Consider the following 17,822-nt stretch of genomic DNA (forward strand, 5'->3'; position numbering starts at 1 on the left):
CTTGATGCAGATTAACGCGGGCGTGGCGGAACTGGTAGACGCGCTGGATTTAGGTTCCAGTGACGAAAGTTGTGGGGGTTCGAGTCCCTCCGCCCGCACCAAGCGCTGATCGCGTTTGCACGGATTACGAGACCTGCTTCCGCGCGGATGACCATCCGTCCGGAGCCGGTCCGATGAACCACCGGCGTGGAGGCGTTTGCCTCGCGCCGGATCGATTAATGACAGCGTCCCGACGCATGCGCGCCGGGACCGAGCGAAAAGAAGATTGGACGCCATGCAGGTCACAGAAACCCTCTCGGAAGGTTTGAAGCACGAGTTCAAGATCAGCGTTCCCGCGTCTGATCTCGACGCCAAGGCCGGTGCCAAGCTCGTCGACCTCAAGGACAAGGTCCGCATCAACGGCTTCCGTCCGGGCAAGGTGCCGGTCGCGCACCTGAAGAAGGTCTACGGCCGCTCGGTGATGGCCGAGACCATCGACCAGACCATCCGCGACACCAACACGCAGCTGTTCTCCGAGCGCGGCTTTCGCCTCGCAACCGAGCCGAAGATCACCATGCCGAGCGAGCAGGCCGAGGTCGAGGAGCTGCTGAGCGGCAAGACCGATCTGACCTACACGGTCGCGATCGAGGTGGTGCCGGCGATCGCGCTGGCCGACTTCAAGACCTTCCAGGTCGAGAAGCCCGTCGCCGACGTCTCCGACACCGACGTCGACGAGGCGATCAAGCGCATCGCCGATTCCAACCGCACCTATGCGGCGAAGGGCGAGGGCGAAAAGGCCGCCTCCGGCGACCGCGTCACCATCAACTTCAAGGGCAGCATCAACGGCGAGGTCTTCGAGGGCGGCACCGGCGAAGGCATCCAGGTCGTGATCGGCTCCAACACCTTCATTCCGGGCTTCGAGGAGCAGCTCGTCGGCATCGGCGCGGGCGAGACGCGGACGCTGAAGGTGTCGTTCCCCAAGAACTACATGAACGACAAGCTGGCCGGTCAGCCGGCCGAGTTCGAGACCACCGCGACCCTGATCGAGGCGCCGCAGGACCTTGCGATCGACGATGAGTTCGCCAAGTCGCTCGGCCTGGAATCGCTGGACAAGCTGAAGGAAGCCGCGCGCGAGCGTCTGTCCGCCGAGTTCGCGACCGCGACGCGCCAGCGCGTCAAGCGCGCTCTGCTCGACCGCCTCGACGAGGCGCATCGCTTCGAGGCGCCGCCCTCGCTGGTCGACGAGGAGTTCAATCTGATGTGGAACTCGGTCAAGGCCGAGATGGACTCCGCGGGCAAGACCTTTGCCGACGAGGACACCACCGAGGACAAGGCCAAGGAAGAGTACCGCAAGATCGCCGATCGCCGCGTGCGGCTCGGCCTCGTGCTCTCCGAGATCGGCGAGAAGAACAAGATCACCGTGACCGACGACGAGGTCGGCCGTGCCGTGATCGAGCGCGCGCGCTCGATGCCCGGCCGCGAGAAGGAAGTCTGGGATTTCTATCGCAACAACGCCCAGGCGTTGGCCCAGCTTCGTGCACCGATCTACGAGGACAAGGTCGTCGACTTCATCCTCGAACTCGCCAACGTGACCGAGAAGAAGGTCTCGCGCGAGGACCTCTACAAGGACGACGAGGCGGAAAAGACCGCAGCCTGATGGGTCTGTAGCGTTTTCGAGCGAAGCGGATACCGGTTCGCGCAAAGAAAACGCGTCAAAACCAGAATCCAGGGGCCCGTTCCGCTACCATCGGAATGGGTCTCCGAGACAGTCTTCCATTAAGGATGATCGGCGAAGAGGCCCAGCTAGCCAGATGGCCGGCTGGGCCTCATTGTACGAATCAGCTTCAACTCCCTGACGGATTAAGCCTTAATGCGCTCCGCACTTGTCAGGCGCGAATTGGGCTATATCTGTCGCTACGCCTTCTACCTCTACCAAGTTCCTGCATCACGGGACGTCCATCCGCCTTCCGGCAGATCCAGCCCGACTGGCAGCCAAGACTGGCGATGTCCGCCTCTCAAAAACCCTAGGTGACTCATGCGCGATCCGGTTGAAACCTACATGAACCTCGTGCCCATGGTGGTCGAGCAGACCAACCGTGGCGAGCGCGCCTACGACATTTTCTCGCGCCTCCTGAAGGAGCGCATCATCTTCGTGACCGGCCCGGTCGAGGACGGCATGTCGACGCTCATCGTCGCGCAGCTCCTGTTCCTCGAGGCGGAAAATCCGAAGAAGGAAATCTCGATGTACATCAACTCGCCGGGCGGCGTGGTGACGTCGGGCCTTGCGATCTACGACACCATGCAGTTCATCCGCCCGCCGGTCTCGACGCTCTGCACGGGGCAGGCGGCCTCGATGGGCTCGCTGCTGCTCGCGGCCGGCGAGAAGGACATGCGCTTCTCGCTGCCGAACGCGCGTATCATGGTGCACCAGCCGTCCGGCGGCTTCCAGGGCCAGGCCACCGACATCATGCTGCACGCCCAGGAAATCCTGAACCTGAAGAAGCGGCTCAACGAGATCTACGTGAAGCACACCGGCCAGACCTACAAGTCGATCGAGGATGCGCTGGAACGCGACAAGTTCCTGACGGCGAACGACGCCAAGGAGTTCGGCCTGGTCGACAAGGTCATCGACAAGCGCGCCGAGGAGCCGGCGCCGGCGAAGGCTCCGTAGCACTACGGGGTTCGCGGCGATCCTCGGATCGCTGCGGTCCCGTCGGGGCGGCGTTCACGCCAGGCGCGCGTGCGCGCGTCGCAAAACGCGTTTTGCGCGCTGCGACAAGCAGAAAGTTCCGCTTTCGTGCTTGTTTTTCGTGGCAATCCAGCAACGCCGGGGGTGATTTCCATCACTTCGTCCGTGCCAAGACCGGAAATCACGGTATTGTCACGGGTAGCCGGCGAGCCCCGATTAGCGAATTCTTGATAGTCGGGTGACAGCATGGTTGGCTACGATTGATCGGCTATGATCGCGGCAGAATCGAGTGAGCGTGATTCGCACGGGATATAACGCGTAGGGTCTTTTTTGGTACGGAATTTGCTCTACTTAAGCTTCATACCGGCCATCGTGTCGGAATGGAGCGATCGAGCGGAACGGGATCGAACCGCGGACGGAGACAGGAATGAGTAAGGTCGGCACGAGCGACTCCAAGAACACGCTATATTGCTCGTTCTGCGGCAAGAGCCAGCACGAAGTCCGCAAACTGATCGCGGGTCCCACGGTCTTCATTTGCGACGAGTGCGTCGAGCTCTGCATGGACATCATCCGCGAGGAGAACAAGTCCTCGCTGGTCAAGTCGCGCGACGGCATTCCGACGCCGAAGGAAATCTGCAAGGTGCTGGACGATTACGTGATCGGCCAGAGCCATGCGAAGAAGGTCCTGTCGGTCGCGGTGCACAACCACTACAAGCGCCTCAACCACCAGACCAAGCACAACGACGTCGAGCTCGCGAAGTCGAACATCCTGCTGATCGGTCCGACCGGCTCGGGCAAGACGCTGCTCGCGCAGACGCTCGCCCGCATCCTGGACGTCCCGTTCACGATGGCGGACGCGACGACGCTGACCGAAGCCGGCTATGTCGGTGAGGACGTCGAGAACATCATCCTGAAGCTGCTCCAGGCCGCCGACTACAATGTCGAGCGCGCCCAGCGCGGCATCGTCTACATCGACGAAATCGACAAGATCAGCCGCAAGTCCGACAACCCCTCGATCACGCGCGATGTGTCGGGTGAGGGCGTGCAGCAGGCGCTGCTCAAGATCATGGAAGGCACGGTGGCTTCGGTCCCGCCGCAGGGCGGCCGCAAGCATCCGCAGCAGGAATTCCTGCAGGTGGATACCACCAACATCCTCTTCATCTGCGGCGGTGCTTTCGCCGGCCTCGAGAAGATCATCTCGGCGCGCGGACGGTCGACTTCGATCGGCTTCGGCGCCCAGGTGCTCGCGCCGGAGGACCGCCGTACCGGCGAGATCTTCCGTCACGTCGAGCCTGAGGACCTCCTGAAGTACGGCCTCATCCCCGAGTTCGTCGGCCGTCTGCCGGTCGTGGCAACGCTCGAGGATCTCGATGAGACCTCGCTGAAGAAGATTCTCACGGAGCCGAAGAACGCGCTGGTGAAACAGTACCAGCGGCTGTTCGAGATGGAGAACATCGAGCTGACCTTCGCCGACGAGGCGCTTGGCGCGGTCGCCCGCAAGGCGATCGAGCGCAAGACCGGCGCGCGGGGCCTGCGTTCGATCCTCGAGGCGATCCTGCTCGAGACCATGTTCGACCTGCCGGGCCTGGAAGGTGTGGAAGAAGTCGTGATTTCCCGCGAAGTGGTGGAAGGTACGGCGCGTCCGCTCTACATCTACGCCGATCGATCCGATCGCGCCGTCGAGAACGCCAGCGCCTGATCCGGCGGCGCCGGAACGCTTCAATTGTCGCCTCAAGTCGGGCTGCGGAACTGTATCTCCGCAGCCGATGTTGCGTCGCTTATCGCGTTGCGTAAGCGCCTGATGGCGCGCGTTTTTCAATGACTTGACACCCCCCGGGTCGATAGCCACCTAATGTCGGCGGCGAGCGGAAATTCTCTTCAAGATTCGCCTCAGTTCTATCCGGCGAGCCGGTCCGACTGGTAGAGGACCGACCGGTTCTGCGGATCACCTCAGCACCTTGTGGCGGTTGCGCATGATCAGCGGGCTGCGTGCAAGGGGGCAAAGCAAAAGGAAAAGGCCATGACCAATCCCAAACCCCGGCCAACCATCGTCCATGGCGAAACGCACGCTTATCCCGTGCTGCCGCTGCGCGACATCGTCGTCTTCCCGCACATGATCGTTCCGCTCTTCGTCGGCCGCGAGAAGTCGATCCGCGCGCTCGAAGAGGTGATGAAGAACGACGCGCTGATCATGCTCGCGACGCAGAAGAACGCGTCCGACGATGATCCGGCGCCCGATGCCATTTACGAGACCGGTACGCTCGCCAGCGTGCTGCAGCTCTTGAAGCTTCCGGACGGCACCGTGAAGGTGCTGGTCGAGGGGCTCGAGCGTGCCCGCGTGTCGAAATACACCGACCGCGCCGACTACTATGAGGCGACTGCGGTTGCGCTCGCCGATACCGATGCGAAGTCGGTCGAGGCGGAGGCGCTGGCGCGCTCGGTCGTGTCGGACTTCGAGAGCTATGTGAAGCTCAACAAGAAGATCTCGGCCGAGGTCGTCGGCGTCGTGCAGGCGATCACCGATTTCGCCAAGCTCGCCGACACGGTTGCCTCGCATCTCGCGGTCAAGATCGCCGATCGCCAGGGCATCCTGGAGACGCTTTCGGTCACCACGCGCCTGGAGAAGGTGCTGGGCCTGATGGAGAGCGAGATCTCGGTGCTGCAGGTCGAGAAGCGGATTCGTTCTCGTGTCAAACGACAAATGGAGAAGACCCAGCGCGAGTATTATCTCAACGAGCAGATGAAGGCGATCCAGAAGGAGCTCGGCGACGACGATGGTCGCGACGAGCTCGCCGATCTCGAAGAGAAGATCTCCAAGACCAAGCTCTCCAAGGAAGCGCGCGAGAAGGCGCAGCACGAACTGAAGAAGCTGCGGCAGATGTCGCCGATGTCCGCGGAAGCGACCGTCGTGCGCAACTATCTGGACTGGCTGCTGTCGATTCCCTGGAACAAGAAGTCCAAGGTGAAGAAGGATCTGGAGGCCGCGCAGGCCATCCTGGACTCCGATCACTATGGGCTGGAGAAGGTCAAGGAACGCATCGTCGAGTATCTCGCCGTGCAGTCGCGCGCCAACAAGCTGACCGGGCCGATCCTATGCCTCGTCGGGCCTCCGGGCGTCGGCAAGACCTCGCTCGGCAAGTCGATCGCGAAGGCGACGGGGCGCGAATTCGTTCGCGTCTCGCTCGGTGGCGTGCGCGACGAGGCCGAGATCCGCGGTCACCGCCGCACCTATATCGGCTCGATGCCCGGCAAGATCATCCAGTCGATGCGCAAGGCGAAGTCGTCCAATCCGCTGTTCCTGCTGGACGAGATCGACAAGATGGGCGCCGATTTCCGCGGCGATCCGTCCTCGGCGCTGCTCGAGGTCCTCGATCCCGAGCAGAACGCGACCTTCAACGACCACTATCTCGAGGTCGACTACGATCTGTCCAACGTGATGTTCATCACGACCGCGAATACGCTCAATATTCCCGGGCCGCTGATGGACCGCATGGAGATTATCCGGATCGCGGGCTACACCGAGAACGAGAAGGTCGAGATCGCGCGCAAGCACCTGATCCCGAACGCGGTGTCCAAGCACGGCCTGGACTCCAAGGAGTTCTCGATCGACGACGACGCGCTGCTGCTTCTGATCCGCCGCTACACCCGCGAAGCGGGCGTGCGCAACCTGGAGCGTGAGCTCTCCACACTCGCCCGCAAGGCGGTGAAGGAGCTGATGATCTCCAAGAAGAAGTCGGTCAAGGTCACCGAGAAGACTCTGGAAGAGCTGCTCGGCGTGCCGAAGTACCGCTTCGGCGAGATCGAGAGCGAGCCGCAGGTCGGCATCGTCACCGGGCTTGCCTGGACCGATGTCGGCGGCGAGCTGCTGACGATCGAAGGCGTCATGATGCCCGGCAAGGGCAAGATGACGGTCACCGGCAATCTGCGTGACGTGATGAAGGAGTCGATCTCGGCGGCGGCGTCCTACGTTCGCTCGCGCGCGATCAACTACGGTGTCGAGCCGCCGCTGTTCGACCGGCGCGACATCCACGTGCACGTGCCGGAGGGCGCGACGCCGAAGGACGGCCCGTCCGCCGGTGTTGCCATGGCCACCGCGATCATCTCGGTCATGACCGGCATCCCGGTCCGCCACGATGTCGCGATGACCGGCGAGATCACGCTGCGCGGCCGCGTGCTGCCGATCGGCGGCCTCAAGGAGAAGCTGCTGGCTGCGGCCCGCGGCGGCATCAAGACGGTGCTGATCCCCGAGGACAACGCCAAGGATCTCACGGAGATTTCCGATGCGATCAAGGGCGGCATGGAGATCATCCCGGTCTCGCGCCTCGACGACGTCATCGCCAAGGCGCTGGTGAGGAAGCCCGTGCCGATCGTCTGGGAAGAGGACACCAAGGTGACGGTGAAGCCGGACGGAGATGAGGCCGCTGGCGGCCTGACCGCTCACTGATCGCAGCTCGAAAAGATGATAAAACGGCGCCTTCGGGCGCCGTTTTTGTTTGAGCAAGCGGAGGAGGCAATGCACATCGACGGGCGATGCCACTGCGGGAAGATCACCTTCGAGGCCGAGATCGACCCTGAGGCTGTCTCGGTCTGCCATTGCACCGATTGCCAGACGCTGACCGGCTCGCCGTTCCGCGTGACGGCCATCTGCACCAAGGCCGATGTCCGCGTGACCGCCGGCACGCCCAAGCTCTACGGCAAGCGCGGCGACAACGGCCGGATGCGCTTCCAGCATTTCTGCGCCGATTGCGGTTCCCCGCTGTTCACCAGCGGCGAGGGCGACCAGGCCGACGATTGGGGCATCCGCTGGGGCTCGATCCGCCAGCGCGACAAATTGCGCCCCGCCCGGCAGATCTGGTGCCAGTCCGCGGCAGTCTGGATCGACGCGGTGCCGCTGCTGCCGGGGCGGCCACAGGATTGAGACGGGAATGACGATCCGCGCTTGCCCGCCCGGGGCGCGAGAGGCTAAAGAGGCCGGCGAGGGCGGTTAGCTCAGCTGGTTAGAGCATCTCGTTTACACCGAGAGGGTCCGCGGTTCGAATCCGTGACCGCCCACCAGTCTTCGCTTTGCGGAGCCAAGTAGGCTGCCATGCCGGGAAACCAATTGGAGCATGGCATCAGCGCAAAACCTCTATTCGGTCGCGGCTGGCTGGTTCGTAGGGCATATCACCCTGTAAACCTCGACCGGGCATGCCGACAGCCGCCGTGGAGCGGTCACGTGCCCCACAGTGGCACGTCGTCATTCCTGGTGGAAATATCAGGCCGTATTGGTGAATAGTGTCAGGACGCCTTCGGCAATGTTGATCGCAACGACCTGCGACGAGGTCAGACCCTTCGCCTTGAGCGCGGATGCCGCCTGGGGAGTCGCGTCAATCGTCTTCCGGAGCGATTGAATATCGTCATCGCTTGTCTGTGCGACGATTTCATCGACCTTCGAGCGCACGGCTGGTTGCAGGTCCTTAATGTCGACAACCTGGATCTGGCGGATGACGGTGCTCTGAGCGGTCGGCGATTCTGCTCCCGATTGCGACGATGTTCCTTGCGCCTGCACGAAAGTCGGCGTCCCGAAGGAGAGGGTTGCGATAACGAGGGGTGCCATGAAGCTGCGCATGGTCATGCCTTTCCAAGGTGAACAACCTGAAAACGCTATCCTCGAAATCTGGTTGTCGTCTGCTTCCGTTGGGGCCATTCGGTGAAAGCTATGCGGCCACAATGCGAGCACTTCCTGCCGGAAGCGCAGCCAATTCTCGGCAGCGGCGGCTGTGATCTTTGCAGAAAGTTGCGCTACGATCAGGGCAGGGATCCGACGCAGGCGCGCCCGCAATTGCGGGAGCGGCGGATCGACAAATGCTAGGGATCAAAGACCAGATGGAACAGCCAAGCGGACACGAGCAGAACGCCGACCAGATCGCTTATTGGAACGGCCCCAGCGGGCAGCGCTGGGCCGATCGCCATGCGGTGCAGGAGAAGCTGCTCGGGCCCATTGCCGATGTGCTGATCGATCGCGCCAAGCCTGAGCCGGGCGAGCGCGTCATCGACGTCGGCTGCGGCTCCGGCGCCACCACGGTGGCGTTCGCAAAGGCTGTGGCGCCGAACGGGTTCGCGCTCGGCCTCGATGTCTCCGAGCCGATGCTGTCGCAGGCGCGCGCGTTCGCGCCAAAGGGTCTGCCGCTCGATTTCGTGCAGGCGGATGCGACCGTCTATCCGTTCGAGCCCGCGAGCTTCGATCTGCTGGCCTCGCGCTTCGGCGTGATGTTCTTCGCCGACCCAATCGCATCCTTCACCAATCTGCGCCGCGCGCTGAAGCCATCCGGGCGGCTCGCCTTCGCCTGCTGGCGCGAGCCGAAGGAGAATCCCTGGATGATGGCGCCGCTGATGGCGGTCTACAAGCACGTTCCGAAGATGCCGCCGGTCGGGCCGGAGGAACCGGGCCCGTTCGCCTTCGCCTCGGAGGAGCGCGTGACGCGCATCCTGAAAGGCGCGGGCTTCGTCGACGTGGCGATGGAGCCGCACAATCTGCCGATGGACGTCGCCATCGGCGGCGGGCTCGATGCCGCCGTCGACGGCGCGCTCCAGATCGGCCCGGCCAGCCGCGCCCTGCAAGGCCATCCGCCGGAGACCTATGAGGCCGCCAAGGCTTCGATCCGCGAGATGCTCGCGCCGTTCCTGAAGGACCAGAGCGTGACACTCCAGGGCGCGATCTGGATCGTGACGGCGAAGGCGGGGTGAGGCCCCGCACTCTCTCCGCGTCATTGCGAGGAGCGCTTGCGACGAAGCAATCCAGACTGCCTCCTCGGAGACAGTCTGGATTGCTTCGCTACGCTCGCAATGACGACGTGGATAGGCCGGAGAATTCTACACCACATCATCCGGCGCCAGCGCGCAGCCGTTGTCCGGATGGGTCTCGATCTGGAGCGTGGTGTGGCCGATGCGGAACGAGGTCTTCAGCAACTGCGCGGTCTCCATCAGGAAGGCGTCGCCTGTACCGGCGGGCATCACGAGGTGGCAGGTCAGTGCCGTCTCCGTGGTCGAGATCGGCCAGACGTGGAGGTCGTGAATCCCTGACACGCCAGGCCGCTCCAGCAGAAACACCTTGATCGCGGCGATGTCGGTGCCCTTGGGTGCCGCCGCCATCGACATGTCGATCGAGCCGCGCAAGAGGCTCGTCGTGCTCCAGAGGATGGTGGCGCAGATGACGAGGCTGGTGACGGGATCGAGCCAGAGCCAGCCGGTCCAGATGATCAGCGCCGCCGAGACCACGACGCCGAGCGAGACCGCAGCGTCGGCCGCCATGTGCAGATAGGCGCCCTCGATGTTGATGTCGTCCTTGCGTCCGCTCGCGAACAGCAGGGCGGTAAAACCGTTGATGAGGATGCCGATACCTGCGACCACCATCACCGTGATGCCTGCGACCGGCTCGGGCTGTTGCAGGCGCAGGATCGCCTCCCAGCCGATGGCGCCGGTCGCGACCAGCAGGAACACCGCATTCGCAAGTGCCGCAAGGATGGTGGAGGCGCGCAGGCCGTAGGTGAAGCGGCCGCTCGGCGCGCGCTTTGCCGCGATCGAGGCGCCCCAGGCAATGACGAGGCCGAGCACGTCGGACAGGTTATGACCGGCGTCCGCGAGCAGCGCGGTGGAGTTGCCGATATAGCCATAGATCGCCTCGGCGGCGACCAGCGCGGTATTGAGAGTGATGCCGATCGCGAACGCCTTGCCAAAATTGGCGGGCGCATGGACATGCGCGTGGTCATGAGCATGACCATGACTGTGATCATGCGAATGGCCGTCATGATCATGATGGTGATGACCATGATGGTTGTGATTGCCCACCTCTAGCGCTCCCCGGAAGCCGCCAAATCAGGCGCCATTGTAGGCGTTTCGCCGGCGACGTCACGGCGGAACAGCACGTAGAGCGCCGGCAGCACCAGGAGCGTCAGCACCGTGGAGGAGATGATGCCGCCGATCACCACGGTCGCGAGCGGCCGCTGCACCTCGGCGCCGGCGCCGGTGGCCAGCGCCATCGGCACGAAGCCGAGCGAGGCGACCAGGGCCGTCATCAGCACCGGGCGCAGCCGCGTCAGCGCGCCCTCGCGGACGGCCTCCACGACGGATCGGCCCTCGCTGCGCAGCCGCTCGATGAAGGCGATGATGACGAGACCGTTGAGCACGGCGACGCCCGACAGCGCGATGAAGCCGACGCCGGCGCTGATGGACAAGGGAATGTCGCGCAGCAGCAGCGCCGCGACGCCGCCGGTCAGCGCCAGCGGCACGCCGGAGAACACCAGCGCCGCATCCGCCGCCGATCCCATCCCCATGAACAGCAGCAGGAACACCAGAAGCAGCGCCACCGGCACCACGATGGTCAGCCGCTTGGTGGCTGAGACCAGCTGCTCGAACTGTCCGCCCCAGCCGATCCAGTAGCCGGGCGGCAGCTTGACCTTTTCGGCCACGGCGCTCTCTGCCTCGGCCACGAAGGAGCCGAGGTCGCGGGCGCGGACATTGGCGGTGACGACGATGCGCCGCTTGCCGTTCTCGCGGCTGATCTGGTTCGGTCCGGGCGTCGCATCGACGGTGGCGACCGACGACAGCGGCACATAGCGCATCTGGGCGAGGGGGGAGGCGGACAGCGCCGTTCGAATCGCCGTGCCGGAGCCGGCCTCCTCACCGGGCGGCAGCGGGATCGGGATGGCCCGGATCGCCTCGAGATTGCCGCGCAGATGCTCCGGCAGGCGGACCACGATGTCGAAGCGGCGGTCGCCCTCGAACAGCTTGCCGGCCGACTTGCCGCCGACTGCGATCTCGACGATGCCCTGCACCTCGCCGATGCTGAGGCCGTAGCGGGCGAGCGCCTGGCGGTCGAGGCGGACGGTGAGGATCGGCAGGCCCGCGACCTGCTCGATCTTGACGTCGCTGGCGCCGCGGATGCCGCGGATCGCGGCCTCCACCTGCCTGGCGGCGCTTTGCAGGATGTCGAGGTCATCGCCGAAGATCTTGACGCCGACGTCGCTGCGCACGCCGGAGATCAGCTCGTTGACACGGAACTGGATCGGCTGGGAGATCTCATAGGCGCTGCCGGGAATCTCGTCAGCAGCATGGTCTATGGCCTCGATCACCTCCGATTTCGGCTTGTCCGGGTCGGGCCATTCGGCGCGCGGCTTCAGCATGATGTAGCCGTCGGTCTGTGCCGGCGACATCGGGTCGGTCGCGATCTCGGCGGTGCCGATGCGGGTGAAGAACTCCTTCACTTCAGGGATCTGCTTGATGCGCTTCTCCAGCGCCTTCTGAAGGTCCAGCGACTGGGTGAGGCTGGTGCCGGGAATCCGGATCGACGCCAGCGCGATGTCGCCCTCGTCGAGGCTCGGAATGAACTCGCCGCCCATGCGCGCGGCGGCGATGCCGCTCGCAACCACGATGACGACGGCCATGATGGCGACCGCGGCCCGATTGTCGATGGCAAAGCGGAGCAGGGGGAGATAGCCGCGCTTCGCCGCCCGCATGAACAGGTTCTCATGCTCGGACACCTTGCCGGTGACGACGATGGCAACGGCCGCCGGCACGAAGGTGATGGAGAACAGCACGGCCGCGCCCAGAGCCATCAGCACGGTCAGCGCCATCGGCGTGAACATCTTGCCCTCGACGCCCGTCAGCGTCAGCACGGGCAGGTAGACCACGGCTATGATCAGCGTTCCGAACAGGCTCGGCTTGATGACGTCGCTCGACCCGCGGAGGATCGCGCCGAGCCGTTCGGAGGTCGTCAGCAGCCGGCCTTTTTCGCGCTGGGCCGCGGCCAGCATGCGCAGGCAATTCTCGACGATGATCACGGCGCCGTCGACGATGATGCCGAAGTCGATCGCGCCGAGGCTCATCAGGTTGGCGCTGACCTTGGTCTCGACCATGCCTGATATCGTCATGGCCATGGACAGAGGAATGACGCAGGCCGTGACCAGTGCGGCGCGGATGTTTCCGAGAATCAGGAACAAGACGGCCACGACCAGCGCGGCGCCTTCCATCAGGTTGTTCCGGACGGTGCGGATGGTGGCCTCGACCAGATCGGTGCGGTCGTAGACGGTCCGCGTCACGACGCCCTCGGGCAGAGATTTGGCGATCTCCTCGAGCCGGGCTGCGACGCGGCGGGCCACGCTGCGGCTGTTCTCGCCGATCAGCAGCATGGCGGTGCCGAGCACGGTCTCCTCGCCGTCTCGCGTCGCCGCGCCCGTGCGCAGATCGCGCCCCTCGGTGACGGTCGCGACGTCCCTGATCCTGACGGGATTGCCGCCGCGCGAGCCGATCACGATATCCCGGATTTCACCGATATTGCCGACCTGGCCCGGTGAGCGAACTAGGTATTGCTCGCCGTTGCGCTCGATATAGCCGGCGCCGACATTGGCGTTGTTGGCGGCGAGCGCCGTCATGACGTCGCGAAAGCCGAGCTTGTAGGCCATCAGCTTGCCGGGGTCCGGCAGCACGTGGAACTGCCGCTCGAAGCCGCCGATGGTGTTGACCTCGATCACACCAGGCACGTTGCGAAGCTGCGGCCGGATGATCCAGTCCTGCACGGTGCGCAAATCGGTCAGCGAATAGTCGTGACCGCCTTGCGTCTTGACGTCAGTCTTGGCGTCCGTCTTGGCCTCCACGGTGTACATGAAGATTTCGCCGAGCCCGGTCGAGACCGGACCCATCGCGACCTCGACGCCCGCCGGGAGCTGGTCCTTCACCTGCTGGATGCGTTCACCGACGAGCTGGCGGGCGAAATAGATGTCCGTGCCGTCCTTGAAGACGACCGTCACCTGGCTGAGGCCGTAGCGGGACAGCGAGCGGGTGTAGTCGAGCCTGGGCAGGCCGCCCATCGCGGTCTCGACGGGAAAGGTGATGCGCTGCTCGGTCTCGAGCGGCGAATAGCCGGGCGCGCGGGTGTTGATCTGGACCTGGACGTTGGTGATATCGGGGACGGCATCGATCGGCAGGCGCTGGAAATTCCAGCCGCCGAAGGCGAGGGCGCCGAGCGCGAGCAGAAGGACCAGCCAGCGCTGATGCAGCGAGAAGGCGAGGATGCGCTCAATCATGCTCGGCCTCGCCCTTGCCCATCTCCGCCTTCACGACGAAGCTGTTCTCCGCGACGTAGTGCTCGCCGGCCGCAAGACCGGCCTTGATCTCGACGAACTTCGGATCGGAATCGCCAAGCTCGACCGGGCGTGCCTCGATCTTGTCGCCGTCCTCGCGCACGAACACGATGGTCTTGTTGTCCAGCGTCTGGATCGCGCCGCGTCGGACGGCGACGGCAACGTTGCGCGCCGCGAGGATCAGCCGCGCCGTGACGAACAGGCCGGGACGCAAGCGGCCGTCCGGATTCGGCAGCACCACGCGCGCCAGTGCGGTCTGGGTCTCGCTACTGCCGATCGGTGCCATGTAGGAGATCGTGCCCTTGATCTCGCCGCGGCCGTCGTCGGGATCGATCAGCACCTCGTCGTTGAGGCGTACGCGGCGGAGGTCCTGCCGGTAGATCGACAGATCGACCCAGATCGTGGAAAGGTCGGCGACCACGAAAGCCGGCTTCTGCTCGGAGGCGTACTCGCCGAGCGAGATCTGACGCTCGATGATGGTGCCGGCGATCGGCGCCTTGAGCTCGTAGACCGTGAGGCTCTGGTTGCTTTCGATCGCGGCGAGCAGATCATCCTTGGCGACCTTGTCGCCGATGCGCTTCTGGATGGATTTGGCGAGGCCCGGAAAGCGCGGCGTCACCTGCACCACGGCCTCCTGGTTGGCGCGCAGGATGCCGTTGAAGGCGAGCGTATCGGTCAGCGTTGCGCTCGCGGCTTCCGCCAGCGTGACGCCCGCGGCCGCGAGCTTGACGTCGGAGATCCGGATGCGGTCGGCGCCGTGCTCGTCCTGCTCGACATGGTCGTTCGGCTTCTTCTGTTCAGAATGTTCCACATGCTCCGCGGGGGCGAGCTTTGCCGGCGCGAGCCGGGAATAGCCATAGGCGCCGAGGGCGGCGGCAATCATGGCGATCAGGATGGTGGAGGCCGTCCTCATCGTGCGCTCTCCCGCGCCAGCGTGAAGGGATTGCCGACGAGGCCCTCGATGGTCGCAACGCCGACGTGGAAGTTCTGCAGCGCCTCCTGCTCGCGCAGCCGCGCCTGGGTGACGCTCGCCTGCGCGTCGAGCACCTCGAGCAGGGTGAAGCGGCCCTGGCCGTAGCCCTGCGAGATCGCTTCCGACGCTTCAACGGCCTTGGGGATCGCGGTCTCACGCAGCACCGCGAGCTCGCGCAGCGAGCCCCGGAGCGAGTCGTAGGCGCGGCCGGCGATCACGATCAGCGTGTTGCGGTTGGCCTCGCGCTCGGCGCGGGTCCTGGCGAGGCTTTCCTGCGCCGAGAGGATGTTGCCCTGGTTCTGGTCGAACACGGGAATCGGCACGGAGAAGGTGAGACGAACCGCGTCGTCATTGGTCTCGCTGAAATGACGCCAGCCGGCGGCGATCCGCACGTCGGGATAGGGCTTGAGCCGCGCCAGCAACAGCTCGGCATTGCGCTGCGCGTAAACGGCGGTCCAGCGCACCAGTTGCGGATTGGCGTCGATGGCGGCGATCACCGCCTGGAACGAGGGCGGGCGTCCTGTGGTGTCGAGCCGGCCGGAGACCTCGCCGAATTTTGCGGCGGGATCGCCCATCAGCACCGCAAGCTCGCGCCGGGCGCTGGCCAGCGTCGCCTTGAAGCGCTCGCGATCGGCTTTCACCAGGGCGGAGGCGACCTCGGCGCGGCCGGTCTCGGCAGGTGAGGAGGCGCCGGCCTCGACGCGGCGGCGCAGGAGCGGCGTCAGGCGGTCGATGGCGGCGATCTGCTCGTCGAGGATATGAATGCGCCGCTGCGCGCCGAGCACGCTGAGGAAGGCGATCGCGGTCTCCGACAGCACCTCAAGCCGGACGGCCTTGCGCTGGATCGCGGCCACCTCGACGCCGGCGACGCCTGCGGCAATCCGTGCGTCGCGCTTGCCGAACAGCTCGAAGGCCTGGCTGATCTGGAGCGTGGTCTCGGCCGATCGCGTTCCGCGATATTTGCCCGAGCCGAATGAATCGTCCTGTTCGTAGGACAGTTCCGGATTGAGGAGGGCGCCCGCCTGGATGCGCTGGCCCGTGGCGATGCCGACGTCGCGCTCCGCCGCGGTCAGCCGCGGGCTTGCGGCCAGCGCGCGCGACAACGCGCTCCGCATCGTCAAGGTCTGGGCGTGAGACGGCGCAATCGCGAGTCCGGCAATCAGACACGCCGCCGCGCACGCCAGGCGCGCGGCCATTCCTCTGCAAAACATGAAGCCGACCTGTGAAGGATGAACCTATGGGCGCGGCACGCCCGACCAATCCGCTCAGGCAATAGGCTTGGGAGGTGGAGAGTCGGTATCAGGGACAATTCCGGCAAGCCGGGGGGCCGGCCGCGGGCTCGTTGTCGACATAGGCGCGATCGTGATGATCGATGGCGCCGGCTGTGCCAGCGTCAGCGAGAAGCAGCCATGGCAATGATGGCTGCCCATGGCCTTGTGGTCGCCGTGACCGGAGGCGCCGTCGAGGACTGCGGCGATCTCCGAGCCACCCCCGGGTGTGGTGACGTCGATGTCGTGCGAGCCGTGCAGCGCACCCGCGAGCAGGTAGATGATCGCGATCAGCACGGACAGCAGCCCGCGCCAGTTGCGCGGACGGCAAGTTGCTGAGGGCTGGCGGTTCGCAGGCACGACGTCCTCTGTTGCGGTAGATGCCCGGCCTAGCATGGCGGCGGGAACAGTGTCGACCCGCAACATTGTTACGTCCCTGTAACAATTGCCGCAGCGGCGTGACCGCTCCTCACGGCCGGGCGGTGACGCGCCGATGCGGGACGAAGGTTTTGATGATGTGCGGGGCGGCTCCGGAACGCCACCGCCATTGTCGGCCTTGCGCGGTGACGGCGGCGCGACGGCGTCGTGAACACAGGACAGGAACGGCCGTTGCAGAAACGGAAAGGCCCCAGCCAGCGCTGGCCGGCTGAGGCCTTGTGCTCACAATCTTCATCCTTGGGACTCCCACAAACAATTCGCATCTCGTCCGTTCGTTCCCACCGCTCCGTCGAATTTGGAACATTCCTGATACGCCGCGATTAGCGAGCAGAAGAAGCGAAGGAGGACGGACAATGGACGGACTGATTTATTTGATCGGCTTGATCGTCGTCATCATGGCGATCCTGTCGTTCTTCGGCCTGCGTTGAGAGAGCCGCAATGACGGTTGAAACGCTCATGCGGGACGAAATCACGGAGGGCGGCCTCGAGGGGGAGGCGCCCCGAAGCATCCAGTGGAGCTCGGTATTCGCCGGCGCGCTCGCCGCGGGCGCGATGTCTTTCATCTTGGTCGGCTTTGGCGCAGCCGTCGGCCTCGGTGTCAGTTCGGCCTCGCCGACATGGCGCGATGCATCAGCGGCGCTGGCGTTGCTCTCCGGCTTGTACCTAATCATCCAGGCGGTGATCAGCTTCGGCTTCGGCGGTTACATCGCCGGCCGGACGACGCGTCGGGCGCCCGCGCTGGCGACGACCGAAGACGATGGCGAGCGCCGGGACGGCCTGCACGGGCTGACCTCCTGGGCCTTGGCCGTGCTGGCCGGCGCGGCTCTGCTCGCGCTCCTCGGCGCTGCTGCGATCGACCGTTCGCCGATGCGCAGCTCGGCGAGCAACACGTCCACGGCGGAGCCCCTGTTGAGCTACGAGCTCGACAAGCTGTTCCGCGCGCCGCGCCGCCCGCCAAATATCGATCTGAGGGAAGTGCGCGCCGAAGCGGGGCGTATCCTGATGACGTCGTCCAGCCACAGCGGCGTCAGCACCGACGATCGGGCGTATCTCGTACAACAGGTCGCCGCCGTTACGGGACTGGCGGCTCCCGACTCCGAACGGCGGGTCGATGCGCTGATCGCAGACTCGAAGACGGCCATCAGCCGCGCGCGCCGCAACTCGATCATCGTGGCGTTCTCGATCGCCGCCGCGACCCTGATCGGTGCCGCAGTGGCCTGGGCTGCAGCCGTCGCCGGCGGACGGCATCGCGATGGTGAACCGTTGCCGAACTGGATGGCAAGCTCGAACCGCTTCCATCGCAGCCCGCGCGCAATGCCGGTGCCGTAAGCTCGAAAACGGACGGCCGGGCGCAAGCC

The 17,822-nt window shown here is 65.0% G+C and carries 13 protein-coding genes and 2 tRNA genes; 9 read left to right on the top strand and 6 right to left on the bottom strand.

Features of this window, described 5'->3' with window-relative positions:
* Positions 1 to 16: 16 nt before the first annotated feature.
* From XH87_RS35135 to XH87_RS35165, 7 genes are all read left to right on the top strand, one after another.
* A tRNA-Leu gene (locus XH87_RS35135) sits at positions 17 to 101 on the top strand.
* Positions 102 to 274: 173 nt separating this feature from the next.
* Positions 275 to 1,636: a trigger factor gene (tig, locus tag XH87_RS35140; protein WP_035704047.1), complete on the top strand. Its 1,362-nt coding sequence runs from the start codon at positions 275 to 277 to the stop codon at positions 1,634 to 1,636.
* Between the two features lie 378 nt (positions 1,637 to 2,014).
* On the top strand, positions 2,015 to 2,650 hold the full coding sequence (locus tag XH87_RS35145; protein WP_027559514.1) for an ATP-dependent Clp protease proteolytic subunit: 636 nt from the start codon (positions 2,015 to 2,017) through the stop codon (positions 2,648 to 2,650).
* A 445-nt stretch (positions 2,651 to 3,095) separates the two neighbouring features.
* Positions 3,096 to 4,367 (top strand): ATP-dependent Clp protease ATP-binding subunit ClpX, encoded by a 1,272-nt coding sequence (gene clpX, locus XH87_RS35150; RefSeq protein WP_008547851.1) that lies wholly within the window; start codon positions 3,096 to 3,098, stop codon positions 4,365 to 4,367.
* 321 nt (positions 4,368 to 4,688) lie between these two features.
* Positions 4,689 to 7,112 carry an endopeptidase La gene (gene lon, locus XH87_RS35155; protein WP_271590725.1) on the top strand — a complete coding sequence of 808 codons (2,424 nt, stop codon included), beginning with the start codon at positions 4,689 to 4,691 and terminating at the stop codon, positions 7,110 to 7,112.
* A 69-nt stretch (positions 7,113 to 7,181) separates the two neighbouring features.
* Positions 7,182 to 7,586 (top strand): GFA family protein, encoded by a 405-nt coding sequence (locus XH87_RS35160; RefSeq protein WP_271590726.1) that lies wholly within the window; start codon positions 7,182 to 7,184, stop codon positions 7,584 to 7,586.
* A 60-nt stretch (positions 7,587 to 7,646) separates the two neighbouring features.
* Positions 7,647 to 7,723: transfer RNA gene (locus tag XH87_RS35165), tRNA-Val, on the top strand.
* 199 nt (positions 7,724 to 7,922) lie between these two features.
* On the opposite strand, the gene XH87_RS35170 is transcribed toward XH87_RS35165, so the two are convergent.
* Positions 7,923 to 8,282, bottom strand: a complete 360-nt coding sequence (locus XH87_RS35170; protein ID WP_271590727.1) for a hypothetical protein — start codon at positions 8,280 to 8,282, stop codon at positions 7,923 to 7,925.
* A 251-nt stretch (positions 8,283 to 8,533) separates the two neighbouring features.
* On the opposite strand from XH87_RS35170, the gene XH87_RS35175 reads away from it, so the two are divergent.
* Positions 8,534 to 9,394, top strand: a complete 861-nt coding sequence (locus tag XH87_RS35175) for a class I SAM-dependent methyltransferase (RefSeq protein WP_271590939.1) — start codon at positions 8,534 to 8,536, stop codon at positions 9,392 to 9,394.
* A gap of 126 nt (positions 9,395 to 9,520) precedes the next feature.
* Here XH87_RS35175 and XH87_RS35180 read toward each other — a convergent pair whose 3' ends face one another.
* Genes XH87_RS35180 through XH87_RS35200 form a run of 5 tightly spaced genes read right to left on the bottom strand, consistent with a single transcriptional unit; the run spans position 9,521 to position 16,386 of the window.
* The gene (locus tag XH87_RS35180) at positions 9,521 to 10,495 is read right to left on the bottom strand and encodes a cation diffusion facilitator family transporter (RefSeq protein ID WP_271590728.1); all 975 of its coding nucleotides are present in this window, start codon (positions 10,493 to 10,495) and stop codon (positions 9,521 to 9,523) included.
* A 2-nt stretch (positions 10,496 to 10,497) separates the two neighbouring features.
* The gene (locus tag XH87_RS35185) at positions 10,498 to 13,728 is read right to left on the bottom strand and encodes an efflux RND transporter permease subunit (RefSeq protein WP_271590729.1); all 3,231 of its coding nucleotides are present in this window, start codon (positions 13,726 to 13,728) and stop codon (positions 10,498 to 10,500) included.
* Entirely contained in the window at positions 13,721 to 14,698 is a 978-nt protein-coding gene (ihpB, locus tag XH87_RS35190; protein ID WP_271590730.1) for a divalent metal ion exporter adaptor subunit IhpB, read from the bottom strand. The genes XH87_RS35185 and ihpB overlap by 8 nt, the downstream gene beginning before the upstream one ends.
* Positions 14,695 to 15,969, bottom strand: coding sequence for a divalent metal ion exporter subunit IhpA (gene ihpA / locus XH87_RS35195; protein ID WP_271590731.1), 1,275 nt, complete (start codon positions 15,967 to 15,969; stop codon positions 14,695 to 14,697). The genes ihpB and ihpA overlap by 4 nt, the downstream gene beginning before the upstream one ends.
* A 54-nt stretch (positions 15,970 to 16,023) precedes the next feature.
* A complete protein-coding gene (locus XH87_RS35200; protein WP_271590732.1) occupies positions 16,024 to 16,386 on the bottom strand; it encodes a hypothetical protein in 363 nt (120 codons plus the stop codon).
* 516 nt (positions 16,387 to 16,902) lie between these two features.
* Between XH87_RS35200 and XH87_RS35205 the strand changes: the two genes are divergently transcribed.
* Positions 16,903 to 17,793, top strand: a complete 891-nt coding sequence (locus tag XH87_RS35205) for a hypothetical protein (protein WP_271590733.1) — start codon at positions 16,903 to 16,905, stop codon at positions 17,791 to 17,793.
* Positions 17,794 to 17,822 lie beyond the last annotated feature (29 nt).

Source organism: Bradyrhizobium sp. CCBAU 53415, from assembly GCF_028128735.1.
Classification (GTDB): Bacteria; Pseudomonadota; Alphaproteobacteria; order Rhizobiales; family Xanthobacteraceae; genus Bradyrhizobium.